Here is a 13,629-nt window from a genome sequence, read left to right as displayed (position 1 = left end):
TGCAAAATGATGTGTGGAGGTGACTTGTGCATAATATTGCGTTGATAGCGGCGCTTGAAGGCACCCGGCATCAAGTGACAACAGATTGGTTTGCGATTATGGCCATGCTGAAAACGCGAAATATGTCAGATGATGCTATTGAGATTGTGTACAATGATTTGTGTGCAGGGTTACGCGTTACTACTCGTGGGCTGACGTTAGCTAAGGCTGTTGAAAAACAGCAAAATGAGAATATTGTAAAGTAGAGATATAGACTGCAAAGACGACATTTCGTGCCTATTTTAATCCCCAATATGTTTGACTCATATCTTACTTAACTTAAAAAATGTAACAGAATTGATACTCATTTAGGTATAGATATTAATGAAAATGTGATGCTGGGATAAAAAATGTGATTGGGTAAGTGTGATAGGACTATTAACTGAGTAATAATGCTAAAGTAGGCGTTGCTGATATAAAAAGACTATTTTTTACGCCAACCGATACACACCATTTTGACCAAAGATTTTGGAGAGGTGTCGAGAACTAAACGCTTAATCTTACCGTGTTCAAAGCACACAAGCTCACCTTCGATCTCAATCATGCGATCGCAGTTTTTACAGCTAGCACTTAAGCTTTTTTCGTTAACAGGTATATTTTCCGCTGTAACTTTCAACATATGATCCTTGGCTTACAAGTGTTCCTAAATCACATCAATCTAAATTAATGTGATCAATATCAACTTCTATTCTACACCCTATTAGTATTTTCAGCAAAGCCATGCTGTACAAAAAAAGATATATCAGTACTACCTAATTAGTCTAGGTTAGCCGATCTATTGCATGTGTCGATAATGTTTGTCGAGTGTCACAGCAACGCCCGTGGTTTGCACAATGCGGGCATGGTGACGGGTAAGATGTCTTGGATCGGTAACGCCACATGAATGGGCTATCATCGTTAAATCATAATGTAGAAAATGATTATAATTAGCGACTCGCGCAGACTTGTCTTTAGGATCTAACCCTTGCTGTAAGCGTGTATTGTGGGTGGTGATGCCGGTAGGGCAGGTGTCTTTATTGCACTGTAGTGATTGAATACACCCTAAAGCAAACATATTGCCTCTGGCGGAGGCAATAAAGTCAGCTCCTGTCGCCAAGGCCCATGCAACATAAGATGGCATGACTAATTTACCCGTGGCGATAATTTTTATCCGCTGCTTTAAACCGCGCTCATTGAGTAAATCGACCAATAAAGGCAAGCTTTGTTTTAGGGGTAAGCCTACATTATCCATTAATGCCTGAGGTGCTGCGCCAGTGCCACCGTCTGAACTGTCGAGGGTAAAAAAGTCAGGCGCAGATCCCATACCACGCCGTTCAATTTCATCACATAAATCGTTCACCCAAGTGATATCACCTAATACGGCTTTAATCCCTGTTGGTTTACCGGTGATGTCACGAACTTGATTAATCATGTCAAGAATATCGGCTACGCAGGTAAATTCGATATGACCATTTGGACTAATAGAATCTTGACCGACAGGTATGCCTCTTATCGCTGCAATTTCTTCGGTGACTTTAATGGCTGGCAAAATCCCGCCTTTACCTGGTTTGGCCCCTTGGCTTAATTTAATTTCGAACATTTTTACTTCAGGATGAGCGGCTACCTCGGCGAGCTTTTTAGGATCTAAGTGACCTTGTTCGTTGCGCACCCCATATTTAGCAGTACCGATTTGAAAGATTAAATCACAATGACCTTTTAAATGGTGCGGGCTCAATCCACCTTCACCGGTGTTTAACCAGCAACCCGCTTGCGCGGCGCCATGCGACAATGCCGTGATTGCAGGGCGAGACAAGGCGCCGAAGCTCATTGCTGATATATGGCAAATTTTGTTAGTGCTATATGGATGCTGACAGTCTGGCCCTAAGGTTACTGCGACGGTGTTATGTTGGTCATGATCACTGATAGGAAAGGCTGAGTTCATAAACATCACAGTGCCAGGCTTATCTAATACTTGGGTTGAGCCAAATGCGATGGTGCGATCAACATTTTTGGCGGCACGATAAACCCAGCTACGTTCAGCACGATTGAAAGGCAGTTCTTCACGGTCTTGAGAGAAAAAGTATTGTCTAAAAAACTCGCCTTGTTTTTCAAATAAATACCGAAAGCGACCAATCACAGGGTAATTATGCCTAATTGCCTGTTTAGTTTGTAGTTTATCTGCGATATACATATAAACCACTGCAATCAATAATAGCCAAAATAGCACCAAAAATAGACCTGAGAAAATGTCTATTCCCCACATAAACCAATGTTGTTGCGGCATGATGCTGTCCTTGTTTAACAAATATTTTTATTACCATATTAGCAGACATGTCTTTGAGCAAGTTAAATTGATGATACTAATCAGTAGGCTAACGTTACTCGACTAAAATGATGTGAAAATATGACAACGATGACTTCAGAAATAAATTTTTTGGTCGATAATTAAGCTATCTGCCATTGTAAGTGAGTCAAGATTATGGATATTAAAAGCACCAATAACGCGAGTGTGAACTCGCAGACTAACAATCAAACTAACAATCAGACGACAGCCAGCCAACAAGCAACAAAAAACGCCACCGCTGAGCCTAAAATGACTAACAATCAAATTAGCCGTCAAATGATGAATAATTCGATTTTAGCTGCGCAAGAAGAAGTGAGCATTGCCGCGGGTGATAAGTCGATGGCACTGCTTTATCGCGCAGCTATTGAAGCCATTAACGAAGAGCTCACACCGACCCTAGGCGAAAATTCGGTACAAAAAAATGCCGAAGAAGGCATTGATTATTCGCCTGAAGCGACCGCCGATCGCATCGTGAGTTTTGCGACAAAGTTTTTTGCTACCCATCAGCAACAAAATCAATCAATGGGGTTTGATGACCAAGTTAGTAGCTTTATGGTGAAAATTGGCGACGCCATCGATCAAGGCTTTAAAGAAGCCAGTGATATTTTGTCTGGACTCAAAGTATTGCAAGGTGATATTGCCGAAGGTGTTGATCAAACGTATGAATTGATCCAGCAAAAACTGGCTCAATTTGCACAAGACAGGCTAGATGCTAACGCTGCTAAAGCAGAAACAAAAGAGGCTTAAGCTTACGCAATAACATTTTCGCCCTATTCAAGAGGTTGAGTTTTATATCCTAAACACGCTTAGACTGTTCATTCAGCAAATATCTGTATAGATTGGTATTATTATTCATACCAATCTCAAAGGATAATCGCCATGTGGATTAACGGTACCGTCATTAAACGCATAGACTGGAATGACAAATTATTTTCTTTGCGTATTAAAGCTGATATTGAGCCCTTTATTGCAGGGCAATTTATTAAGTTAAGTCAAATACGCGATGACAAGCGCGTCGCCCGGGCTTACTCCCTCGTTAACCCACCCGGCACCGATTATGTTGAAGTGCTTGCGGTGGCAGTAGAAGATGGTCAGTTATCGCCAGATTTACAAAACCTCAGCCCAGGCGACACCATAGAAATAACCCCTAAAGCCACCGGATTTATGACCTTAGATGAAATTCCCCAAGGCGCATTACAAGGTAAACACTTATGGTTTTTGTCGACTGGCACAGCCGTAGGACCGTTTATTTCAATGCTAGGCACACAAGCGCCTTGGCAACGGTTTGAGAAAGTGGTGCTTGTTTATGGCGTCAGGCTAGCTGAAGATTTAGCTTATCTAGACACCATTAAGCAGCTTCAAGTAAAACACCCGCAACAATTTGTCTTTATTCCCATTGTGACTCGCGAAGCATTTCCTGACGGATTATCTTGCCGGATCCCTGACGGTCTGAGCAGTGGTTTGATTGAACAAAAAGCCGGTTTAGGCATTAATGCCGAACATTCCCAAGTGATGATTTGTGGCAATCCAGGGATGATCAGTGATGCACAAACAGCGTTAATGGATAAAGGTCTCACTAAGAACTTACGAAGAGCACCTGGGCAGGTTACCGTTGAGAAATATTGGTAACTTGCAATTTTGACCAATTGAAACTGGTGCAGAGGCTACGCTGTTTACATTCTGTTGACTTAAAATACGAAAAAATCAAACAGCACTTGCTCAATATGTGACGTTTATTTATTATGCATGCAATTGATAATTATTATCACTTACATTCTAAAGGGCTTATTAAAGCTTGATCACAGGAGAGTGCCACAATGAAATTGCTTAATAACATCGCATTGTTAGGGTTAGCCGGAATGGCTTTTTCGGTCAGTGCTGCTGAACCACTAACCGTTTATTCGTATCGCCAAGCATTTTTAGTTGAGCCAATCTTAGCGCAGTTTACTGAGCAAACAGGCATTAAGGTTAACGTGGTGTTTGCCAAAGACGGTATTGCTGAACGTATTGCCCGCGAAGGCCGTTTATCGCCTGCTGATGTGGTACTCACATCTGACTTTTCTCGCTTGATGGAGTTGGTTGAGAAAGATCTGGTTAGCCCTGTCAATAGCCCTGTCATTAATGACAATATTCCTGCTCAATATCGTTCGCCGAAAAACGATTGGGTTGCCTTAACCATGCGCGTACGTAACGTTTACTCTTCAAAAGAGCGCACGGGTAAGATTGATATTAATTATGAAGACTTAGCTTCTGCACAATACAAAGGTAAAATCTGTACTCGCAGTGGTAAACATCCTTACAATGTCGCCTTAGTGGCCTCGATGATTGCCCATGATGGGGAAGCGCAAACCAAAACCTGGCTAGAAGGCGTAAAAGCCAACCTTGCGCGTAAGCCACAAGGCAATGATCGTGACCAAGTGTTAGCGGTTAAAGAAGGTTTGTGTGATATCGCCATCGGTAACAGCTACTACTTCGGTAATATGTTGATGGATAAAAACCAAAAGAGCTGGGCAGAGGCCGTTAACATTAATTTCCCTAATCAGCAAAACCGTGGCGCGCATATCAACGTATCAGGTATGGCATTAGCAAAACACGCGCCTCATAAAGACAATGCAGTTAAGTTAATGGAGTTTTTAACTTCAAATGTTGCCCAAGGAATGTATGCCGAAGTCAACATGGAATACCCAGTTAAAGCAGATGTACCACCGTCTAAACTTGTGGCATCTTGGGGTGATTTTAAAGCGGATTCATTGCCTATCTATAAATTAGCAGAGCACCATCAAGCCGCGGTTAAATTACTTGATGAAGTTAAATTTGATCTGTAACTGAGTTATAGGGAAAATTTCAGATAACAACAGTGTCGGCACATTATTACCCGTTAATAGTGTGCCGTAATTAATTCGGTAAACGTTATGATTTTAGGGTTAACCAGAAGCTGGTCGCTTACTGGTTATGTGATAACAGCAATATTACTGTTACCACTTTTAGCATTAATCGTACAGGCAACATTGCCAGACGAAGCGGTATTCTCTCATCTGTTTAATACCGTATTACCCACCTATATTTTCAATAGCCTGATATTAATGTTGTTAGTAGGCTTAGGCTCACTAATCATTGCTTTACCTGCGGCGTGGTTTATTGCTCGTTGTGAGTTTCCTGGTCGGCGTTATTTTCAATGGTTGTTATTATTACCTTTAGCCATGCCAGCATACATTGTCGCCTATGTTTATACCGATATGCTTGATTACGCGGGCCCCGTGCAACGTGCATTGAGGGCTTGGTTTGAGTGGCAAACGCCTCATGATTATTATTTCCCTGCCATTCGCAGTATTGGCGGCGCAGCCATTGTATTGTCGCTGGTGTTATTTCCGTATATTTACTTGTTAGCCCGCACCGCATTTATGGAGCAATCATCGAACTTGCTGCACGCGTCTAAAGTTATGGGCTGTGGACCTTGGCGTAGTTTTTGGCGGCTAGCTTTACCTATGGCAAGGCCTGCTTTAGCGGTTGGCGTTGCATTAGTTGCCATGGAAACCGCCGCTGACTTTGCCACTGTCAGCTATTTTGCGGTACCGACATTAACCACGGCGGTGTACGACACCTGGCTAGGTTATGGCAGTTTAACCGCGGCAGCTAAACTCTCTGCAATCATGTTATTAGTGGTATTTAGCATGGTGGGTGTAGAGCGTTTTGCTCGGCGTAAACAACAGCTATTTCAAAAACAAGCGAGATTAGATGAGTCCGACAGGTATCGTTTAACTTCAGTAAAAGCTTGGACTGCATGGGGCTACTGTTTAAGCTTATTAACCCTCTCATTTTTATTACCGTTTGCCGTGTTATGCAGTTATGCCATTGATTACTTTGCCGAGAGTTGGGATGTACGTTTTTGGCAATACAGTTTAAATAGCTTGTATATTGCCGCTGTCGTCAGTGCCGTTTGTGTGGTGTTAGCGGTACTTTTAATGTTTTTAAGGCGTGTGAGCCCACGTTCAAGTGATCATTTAGCCTCACGCCTCAGCAGTACTGGTTATGCATTACCCGGCACCGTTTTAGCCATTGGTGTATTGGTACCACTGACGTATATCGATTTTGCCATTAATGATGTAATGGAATGGTTTGGTGCTCAAGGCCCTGGGTTATTATTTACTGGCAGTGTATTTACGCTGATATTTGCTTTTTGTGTGCGCTTTGTCGCCATCGCGATTGGCAGCTTAGAAAACAGTTACAAGCGTATTTCACCTTCATTAGACATGGCGAGCATTACGTTGGGGCAATCGCCGATGCAATTATTGCGGCGTGTGCACTTGCCGTTATTACGCAAAGGCATGTTTGCCGGTGCGTTATTGGTGTTTATTGAAAGCATGAAAGAGCTACCCGCAGCATTATTACTACGCCCAATAGGCTTCGAAAACCTGGCTACGTATGTGTTTCAATTTGTCTCGGATGAAAAGCTAGAACATGGTGCATTAGCGGCCATTGTGATTGTTATTGTCGGGTTAATCCCATTGATTTATTTAAATCGTTCGTTGGAGCAGTCACACTAATATGTCGACTTTATCTATCAGCAATGTCAGCAGTGACTATCAAGGTCAGGTGATATTACATCAGTTAAATTTAACCCTACAACAAGGTGAAATTGTTGCCTTGTTAGGCCCAAGCGGTTGCGGTAAAACCACATTATTAAAAGCCATCGCGGGTTTGCAGGGAATTAGCCAGGGCAGTATAAAAATTAACGGTGAAGTGCTCAGTGGTGAAGGTATTTTCATTGCCAGTGAACAGCGCGGTGTTGGAATGATTTTTCAAGATTATGCGCTGTTTCCGCATTTAACGGTGGGCGATAATATTTTGTTCGGTGTGAAAGGCTTAAATAAGCTTGAGCGCCAAACAAGATTAGAGGACATGCTTGAATTGGTTAAGTTAACCGGGCTAGGAGGGCGTTATCCTCATGAGCTTTCTGGCGGGCAACAACAGCGAGTTTCGATTGCGCGTGCATTAGCTTACCAACCCGAACTCATGTTACTTGATGAGCCTTTTTCTAACATTGATGCACAAGTTAGGCATGAGATGATGTTAGAGATCCGCGCGATATTAAAACAGCGTAACGTCAGTGCGGTGTTTGTGACTCACAGTAAAGATGAAGCATTTGTGTTTGCCGATAAACTCGCGTTATTTGAGCAAGGGCATATCGTTCAACATGGCGCCGCAGAAACCTTGTATGCCAATCCCAATAGCCGTTACGTCGCAGACTTTTTGGGTACCACAAATTATTTACCCGTTACGTTATTAAGCAGTCATCAGGTACAGAGTCCATTAGGTGTGCTAACCAGTTCTACTGCGTTAAGCCATGCTGTTGGGGCGCAGGGGCAATTATTATTAAGGCCACAACAAATGATGCTGCAAGCCGATCCAAAGGGCCTCGGGGAAGTCATCGATCGGCGGTTTTTAGGCTCAGTGTGTCATTACCAAGTTAAGTTAAATGATATTTATATAGAAGTGAGCAGTCCAATCATGAGTTTTGCAGCGGGCCAGCGAGTCAGCCTTACCGTTGCCGAGCACCCACTGGTGGTTTTTCTTGATTAACATATTGCTCAACTTAGTCGTTATTTGCTTGCTGCGGTGATAATTGACTGTGAATGGCAGTTAATCATCTAAATGTGAGTGTACTTCAAGTAATTTGTGGTTATTTAGGCTAAAGTGATTTGGCTTAATGATTACAAATCTAATATCATCAATTTGTTAAGTAATAAGCATTTAGGCCGACAAACAGTATTAAGGTGGATGAGTTTATATGGGTAACCAAGTTATGCCTCGTGAACAGTTAGGAATTTGCGCAGAAGGGAATTTACACAGTGTGTATTTGATGTTTAACGCTATTGATGGTGTTGAAGAGCAGTTACGCCCATCAATTGCTAATGTGGCGCAATACATATACGAACTCACGGACCAATATGCCGACAGTGCTTTTAATGGCTTTGTGGGGATTGGCGCTAACTTTTGGGATACTTTTTATCCTCAAGCACGCCCTGCATTGTTAAAACCGTTTCCGGCGATGAACGAAGGTAACCGTGACGCACCTGCAATGGAGTATGATATTTTTGTGCATATCCGCTGTGATCGCTACGATATTTTGCATTTAGTGGCCAATGAGATTAACCAAATGTTTGAAGACTTGGTTGAACTCGTTGATGAAGAACGTGGTTTCCGCTTTATGGACAGCCGTGATTTAACTGGCTTTGTCGATGGCACCGAAAATCCGAAAGGACGTCATCGTCAGCAAGTCGCATTAGTGGGTAATGAAGATCCTGAGTTCACTTCAGGTAGTTATGTGCATGTACAAAAATACAAACATAACCTCAGCAAGTGGCATAGATTACCTCTAAAAAAACAAGAAGATATTTATGGCCGTACTAAGGTCGACGATATTGAATATGAATCTGAAGATAAGCCGTTAACAAGCCATACAAAGCGGGTTAATTTAAAAGATGATCAAGGTAACTCATTAGAGATTTTGCGCCAGAGCATGCCTTTTGGTTCGGTAAAAGAGCAGGGATTAGTGTTCATTTCTGTGTGCAAAACACCAGAACATTTTGAGAAAATGTTACGCAGTATGGTGCACGGTGATGCTCATGGTAATCATGACCATTTAATGCTGTTTACCAAAGCCTTAACCGGGTCGTCTTTCTTTGTTCCTTCGCTGGATTTTTTAACCCAGTTTGACGACGCATAATCGGTTCTCTGCTGTTTAGGGTTTACCGTTAGGCAATAAAAAAGCAATGCCGAGGCATTGCTTTTTTAAATCTCAACATTGTTTAATTCGGCTTAATGCTAGAATTAAAATTCAGTTTAAGTGCTTTATTATTCTGTGTAGTTAAACAGAGATTTAACGGTTTCTAGTGTGTCATCAATTGTTTTGATGCTGGCAGGGCAGATGAAAATAGTATCATCACCTGCGATAGTGCCTAAAATACCTTCGGGCTTACCTATAGAGTCGAGTAAGCGAGCAATTAATTGTGCAGCACCAGGACTGGTTCTTACCACAATCATGGCTTGGTTATGATCAACATCTAGCACGAGATTTTTTAGTGGGCTGCCAGCTGTTGGTACACCTAGCTCTGCTGGTAAACAGTACACCATTTCTTGTTTAGCATTGCGTGTACGTACCGCGCCAAACTTGCTAAGCATACGAGATACTTTTGATTGATTAATATTGCCGAATCCTTCGGCTTGAAGCGCAATAACAATCTCACTTTGGCTTCCAAAACGCTCTTCTTTCAGAATCGCTTTAAAAGTTTTAACGAGCTCATCCTGATTTCTTGTCGCTGGCATAATGATATTTCATCTTATAGTTGTTATTCAAAAAACTTGTACATTTTGAATATATCCACTTATTAAGTCAAGAAAGAATCATATTTTCTGAATAAAAATTCAAATTAAGAGTGGAACTTAATGCTGACACCTTGCGGGTTATATGAACAATTATCATCTCGATATGGCGATTACAGTGCTTTTGGTGGTTCGCCTAAGTCATTTAAGCGGCTAAGCACTAATAAAGTATCACCATTTTTAGCCAGTAAATTGAGCTTCCCATTAGAAAAACCTGCATGCTGTACTAATGATATTGCTTGCATTAAGTCGGCTTCTTGCGCCATTAATGAATCGATACATGCTTTCATCGTGGCGCCAGCGGTGGTGAGCTGTAACAGATTACCTTGTTGAGTATATTGGCCAAAAAATTGATTACAGCTATTGTTACCCGTGAGTTGTCCGTCTTGAGCAAACACGATATTGGCTGGGCTGTGGTAAATAGCAGGCGTATCGAGAACAGTTTCGACATGCCATGTGCCAATGAGTTGATCGCTTGAGAGTTGTAATGCTGGGTTTTGACAAGCACTGAGGCCAAAAAGTAAAACGGCGGCAGTAAGAATAGGCTTTATCATGTTGTTAATGTTCCTAAAATAACAAAAGCCATTATTCTACTATTTGTTCAGCGCATTTAGGGGGATAATAACCTAATTATTGGTTTAATTAACATAATTTAACCTGTTTACGGGTACACCATATGATCAAACTACTCAAAATTTTACACTTTATTGGCATCGCTATGTTGCTGGTGGGTGTGTATTTATACCTGCAGACAGAGTTTGGCCAGCAAGTGAGTGGCATGTTAGTGATTGCCTTGCTCATTGGGATTGGCACGTTAATTATGTCGCCGTTACCTGTTGCACTGGTTATCGAGTGGGCACAAAAACAACCTTCTTCTTTCAATTCAAAGGAATAACCATTGTCATTCATCGTCCGTAAAGCTGTATTAACCGACGCCAAAGCCATCGCGCACTTAGAACGTGCCCATGTTGATGACGAACTAACCACCCCTAACGGCATTTTACATGCTCATTCGTTAACCATTAGCGAAGTTAAACAATTAATTATTCAGCACTGGATAGTGGTTGCCGAACAACAAGGCGACATTATCGGTTATGTTGTTGCCGCGAAATGGGTCTTTGTTTCTTCTCAGCCATTGTATCGTAATATTATCCAACGGATTAAATTTGCTGATTTTGAAGGACGTCCTTTATCGACCACCAATACCTGCCAATATGGGCCTGTTTGGATTAATAAATCATATCGAGGTAATGGTATATTTGAGGCGATGGTTAACGAACTTAAATTGCTTTTAAAAGACCGTTATCCGTTTATGGTGACCTATATTGCCGCCGATAATGCTCGTTCACTCGCTGCGCACCAAAATAAAGCGGCTATGCAGATATTAGAAGGCTTTAGTTTTGAGCAGCGTGATTATCAATTGCTGATCACTGAAACACAAAAGTAAGCGGTTGTTCCATACAGTGGCCGTGTGTGATGTCACGGCTGCTTAAATCAATGCCGCAGAGGGTCACCGATGACAACTCGTTTTAACACACTTTTTGAACCGTATTTGGCGCTGACGCTGTCGGCCTTTGATAACATGAAGCTTGTTGTTGCTGTGTTGTCTGAGATTAATGAACCCTATCAATGCGTTGAAGCTAAGATGTCAATATCGCCTGTCAATACTTCAATGGAGACGGGGTATTTTGTGCGTTGGCATGAGGCATGGTTATTTTGCGGGTTAACGAACTCCTATTGTGCTTCTATTGTGTTGTTTACTGAGATTGAGCGAATTGATATGACATCATTAACGAGTCTCAATATCCCTGTAATGACGATGCAACAAGTTGGGTTTATGTGTGTTGAAAGTGCCCATTTTGATCACTGCTAACGTCTGCTATATGCTCATCATGTTTACCGTTTCACGGTAGCTGCATAATAATAAGCGGCCTGCTTTCACTGTGATAACGCTGATACAATTGCATTATCTCTGCAGGAACTTGAGCTATATGAGCGGGTTGTAACCACTGAAATTGTTGTTGCTGCTGATATAACGCCTGCAAGCTGATATCCGTAAAAAGGAAGCACTTTTGCGGTATTAATGTGGGCGCAATAAATTGAAGTAGTTGAGTCGCTAGTTTTTTACCCCGCAGGTGCGGCGCCACTAATAAGCCGCTGATCAGCTGATATTGACCAACATGTTTAATTCTTACAGCAGCAATGATTTCGCGAGACTCCAAACCTTCACGACCAGAGGTGATAGTTGAATTTACCTCATTGTGTGGCAACGCTTGCGGATTAGCCGTATCGAGTGCTTTAACATCCTCTTGATAAATAACCGCAACAGACTCTTTGCTCGATACTCTGGCATAAGCCATATGTTGGCGATAAAACAACTTAATTGCTGACCACTGCTTTATTTGCTGCAACGATGCAGCGCAATGCTCATATTGAGTGGGTAAGTTAGTCTCTACCCAGCGGATGTTTATCATAATGTTTATTTTTCTAATGTTAACAAAAAACCGCCATGCGGCGGTTTTTGTGTAGGCTGGACAGCTCGGTTAATTATAAACCGGCGTCAGCACGTAATGCTTCAGCTTTGTCTGTCGCTTCCCATGGGAAAATATCGCGACCAAAGTGTCCATAAGCTGCCGTTTGTTGGTAGATTGGGCGAGCCAAATCTAACATCGCGGTTAAGCCATATGGGCGTAATTCAAAGTGTTGACGTACTAACTTAATCAATACTTCTTCAGACACTTTACCTGTACCGAATGTTTCGATACTGATTGAGGTTGGTTCTGCAACACCAATTGCATAAGACACTTGAAGCTCACAGCGATCAGCAAGACCGGCAGCAACAATGTTTTTAGCAACATAACGTGCCGCATAAGCTGCGCTACGGTCTACTTTTGATGGGTCTTTACCAGAGAAAGCACCACCACCGTGACGTGCCATACCGCCGTAGGTGTCAACAATGATCTTACGACCTGTTAAACCACAATCGCCAACAGGACCACCAATGACAAAACGACCGGTAGGGTTAATAAAGTATTTAGTGTCTTTATTTAACCACTGTGCAGGTAATACTGGCTTAATAATGGTTTCCATTACGGCTTCAATCAAATCAGCTTGGGTAACATCTTCACGGTGTTGAGTTGACAGTACGATTGCATCAATACCAATAATTTTGCCGTCGTCGTATGCAAAAGTGACCTGGCTTTTTGCATCAGGGCGTAACCAAGGCAAGGTGCCGTCTTTACGAACTTCAGACTGACGCTTCACTAATTTGTGGGCATAAGTAATTGGTGCTGGCATTAATACGTCGGTTTCATTGCTGGCATAACCAAACATTAACCCTTGGTCGCCCGCGCCTTGCTCTGCAGGATCTGAACGGTCAACACCTTGGTTAATATCTGGAGACTGTTTGCCAATCGCATTTAAAACTGCACATGAATCGGCATCAAAACCCATATCTGAATTGGTATAACCGATTTCGCGTACCGTTTTACGGGTAATTTCTTCAATATCGACCCAAGCAGAAGTGGTGACTTCACCACCGACTAATACCATGCCTGTTTTAACATATGTTTCGCACGCAACACGAGCTTTAGGATCTTGCTCAAGGATTGCGTCTAATACCGCATCAGAAATCTGATCGGCGATTTTATCTGGATGACCTTCTGAGACCGACTCAGAGGTAAACAAGTGCTTTGCCATAATAGGAGAATCTCGTTGGTTGCATTTGAATATACGTCTAGACGTCTATTTTAGTCGAAATCGAAATCGATAACACCCCCTAATACGAATTTAACTGGAGAATTGTGCAGTGGTGCATGAATATTTTTTATTTACAAGGAGGATGTTTAGCTTTGAGGTTAATTAACTTTATGATTAAAAAGGTT

Annotated in this window: 16 protein-coding genes; 10 read left to right on the top strand and 6 right to left on the bottom strand. The window is 42.1% G+C overall.

Features of this window, described 5'->3' with window-relative positions; genetic code table 11:
- The first annotated feature begins 26 nt into the window (after nucleotides 1-26).
- Nucleotides 27-245 (top strand): hypothetical protein, encoded by a 219-nt coding sequence (locus ACROAE_RS13280; protein ID WP_188958389.1) that lies wholly within the window; start codon nucleotides 27-29, stop codon nucleotides 243-245.
- Nucleotides 246-463: 218 nt separating this feature from the next.
- Here the strand turns inward: ACROAE_RS13280 and ACROAE_RS13275 are convergent, their stop codons facing one another.
- Both ACROAE_RS13275 and ACROAE_RS13270 read right to left on the bottom strand, forming a co-directional pair.
- Nucleotides 464-658, bottom strand: a complete 195-nt coding sequence (locus tag ACROAE_RS13275) for a hypothetical protein (protein ID WP_432402492.1) — start codon at nucleotides 656-658, stop codon at nucleotides 464-466.
- 156 nt (nucleotides 659-814) lie between these two features.
- Nucleotides 815-2,302 carry an FMN-binding glutamate synthase family protein gene (locus tag ACROAE_RS13270; RefSeq protein ID WP_432402490.1) on the bottom strand — a complete coding sequence of 496 codons (1,488 nt, stop codon included), beginning with the start codon at nucleotides 2,300-2,302 and terminating at the stop codon, nucleotides 815-817.
- Nucleotides 2,303-2,497: 195 nt separating this feature from the next.
- Between ACROAE_RS13270 and ACROAE_RS13265 the strand changes: the two genes are divergently transcribed.
- From ACROAE_RS13265 to ACROAE_RS13240, 6 genes are all read left to right on the top strand, one after another.
- Nucleotides 2,498-3,109 carry a DUF5610 domain-containing protein gene (locus tag ACROAE_RS13265; protein WP_432402488.1) on the top strand — a complete coding sequence of 204 codons (612 nt, stop codon included), beginning with the start codon at nucleotides 2,498-2,500 and terminating at the stop codon, nucleotides 3,107-3,109.
- A gap of 132 nt (nucleotides 3,110-3,241) precedes the next feature.
- Nucleotides 3,242-3,991, top strand: coding sequence for a ferredoxin--NADP reductase (locus ACROAE_RS13260; protein ID WP_432402486.1), 750 nt, complete (start codon nucleotides 3,242-3,244; stop codon nucleotides 3,989-3,991).
- Between the two features lie 188 nt (nucleotides 3,992-4,179).
- The gene (locus ACROAE_RS13255) at nucleotides 4,180-5,187 is read left to right on the top strand and encodes a Fe(3+) ABC transporter substrate-binding protein (RefSeq protein ID WP_432402484.1); all 1,008 of its coding nucleotides are present in this window, start codon (nucleotides 4,180-4,182) and stop codon (nucleotides 5,185-5,187) included.
- A gap of 87 nt (nucleotides 5,188-5,274) precedes the next feature.
- Nucleotides 5,275-6,906: an ABC transporter permease gene (locus ACROAE_RS13250; RefSeq protein ID WP_432402482.1), complete on the top strand. Its 1,632-nt coding sequence runs from the start codon at nucleotides 5,275-5,277 to the stop codon at nucleotides 6,904-6,906.
- Between the two features lies 1 nt (nucleotide 6,907).
- Nucleotides 6,908-7,942 (top strand): ABC transporter ATP-binding protein, encoded by a 1,035-nt coding sequence (locus ACROAE_RS13245; protein ID WP_432402480.1) that lies wholly within the window; start codon nucleotides 6,908-6,910, stop codon nucleotides 7,940-7,942.
- 208 nt (nucleotides 7,943-8,150) lie between these two features.
- On the top strand, nucleotides 8,151-9,089 hold the full coding sequence (locus ACROAE_RS13240) for a Dyp-type peroxidase (protein WP_432402478.1): 939 nt from the start codon (nucleotides 8,151-8,153) through the stop codon (nucleotides 9,087-9,089).
- 128 nt (nucleotides 9,090-9,217) lie between these two features.
- Here ACROAE_RS13240 and argR read toward each other — a convergent pair whose 3' ends face one another.
- Nucleotides 9,218-9,688: a transcriptional regulator ArgR gene (gene argR, locus ACROAE_RS13235; protein WP_432402476.1), complete on the bottom strand. Its 471-nt coding sequence runs from the start codon at nucleotides 9,686-9,688 to the stop codon at nucleotides 9,218-9,220.
- A 170-nt stretch (nucleotides 9,689-9,858) separates the two neighbouring features.
- Complete coding sequence (locus ACROAE_RS13230) at nucleotides 9,859-10,299, bottom strand: META domain-containing protein (protein ID WP_432402474.1); 441 nt, start codon at nucleotides 10,297-10,299, stop codon at nucleotides 9,859-9,861.
- Between the two features lie 122 nt (nucleotides 10,300-10,421).
- Here ACROAE_RS13230 and ACROAE_RS13225 point away from each other — a divergent pair, with 122 nt between their 5' ends.
- From ACROAE_RS13225 to ACROAE_RS13215, 3 genes are all read left to right on the top strand, one after another.
- A complete protein-coding gene (locus ACROAE_RS13225) occupies nucleotides 10,422-10,640 on the top strand; it encodes a hypothetical protein (RefSeq protein ID WP_432402472.1) in 219 nt (72 codons plus the stop codon).
- A 3-nt stretch (nucleotides 10,641-10,643) separates the two neighbouring features.
- Nucleotides 10,644-11,192 carry a GNAT family N-acetyltransferase gene (locus tag ACROAE_RS13220; protein ID WP_432402470.1) on the top strand — a complete coding sequence of 183 codons (549 nt, stop codon included), beginning with the start codon at nucleotides 10,644-10,646 and terminating at the stop codon, nucleotides 11,190-11,192.
- 69 nt (nucleotides 11,193-11,261) lie between these two features.
- The gene (locus ACROAE_RS13215) at nucleotides 11,262-11,618 is read left to right on the top strand and encodes a hypothetical protein (protein ID WP_432402468.1); all 357 of its coding nucleotides are present in this window, start codon (nucleotides 11,262-11,264) and stop codon (nucleotides 11,616-11,618) included.
- Between the two features lie 31 nt (nucleotides 11,619-11,649).
- Here the strand turns inward: ACROAE_RS13215 and ACROAE_RS13210 are convergent, their stop codons facing one another.
- Both ACROAE_RS13210 and metK read right to left on the bottom strand, forming a co-directional pair.
- Nucleotides 11,650-12,219, bottom strand: coding sequence for a hypothetical protein (locus ACROAE_RS13210; protein ID WP_432402466.1), 570 nt, complete (start codon nucleotides 12,217-12,219; stop codon nucleotides 11,650-11,652).
- A gap of 73 nt (nucleotides 12,220-12,292) precedes the next feature.
- Complete coding sequence (metK, locus tag ACROAE_RS13205; protein ID WP_011636133.1) at nucleotides 12,293-13,444, bottom strand: methionine adenosyltransferase; 1,152 nt, start codon at nucleotides 13,442-13,444, stop codon at nucleotides 12,293-12,295.
- Between the last annotated feature and the right edge of the window lie 185 nt (nucleotides 13,445-13,629).

Source organism: Shewanella sp. MF05960 (genome assembly GCF_050849305.1).
Lineage (GTDB): Bacteria > Pseudomonadota > Gammaproteobacteria > Enterobacterales > Shewanellaceae > Shewanella.
The sequence above is the reverse complement of the archived record's forward strand: the minus strand, read 5'-3'. Positions and strand labels throughout refer to the sequence as shown.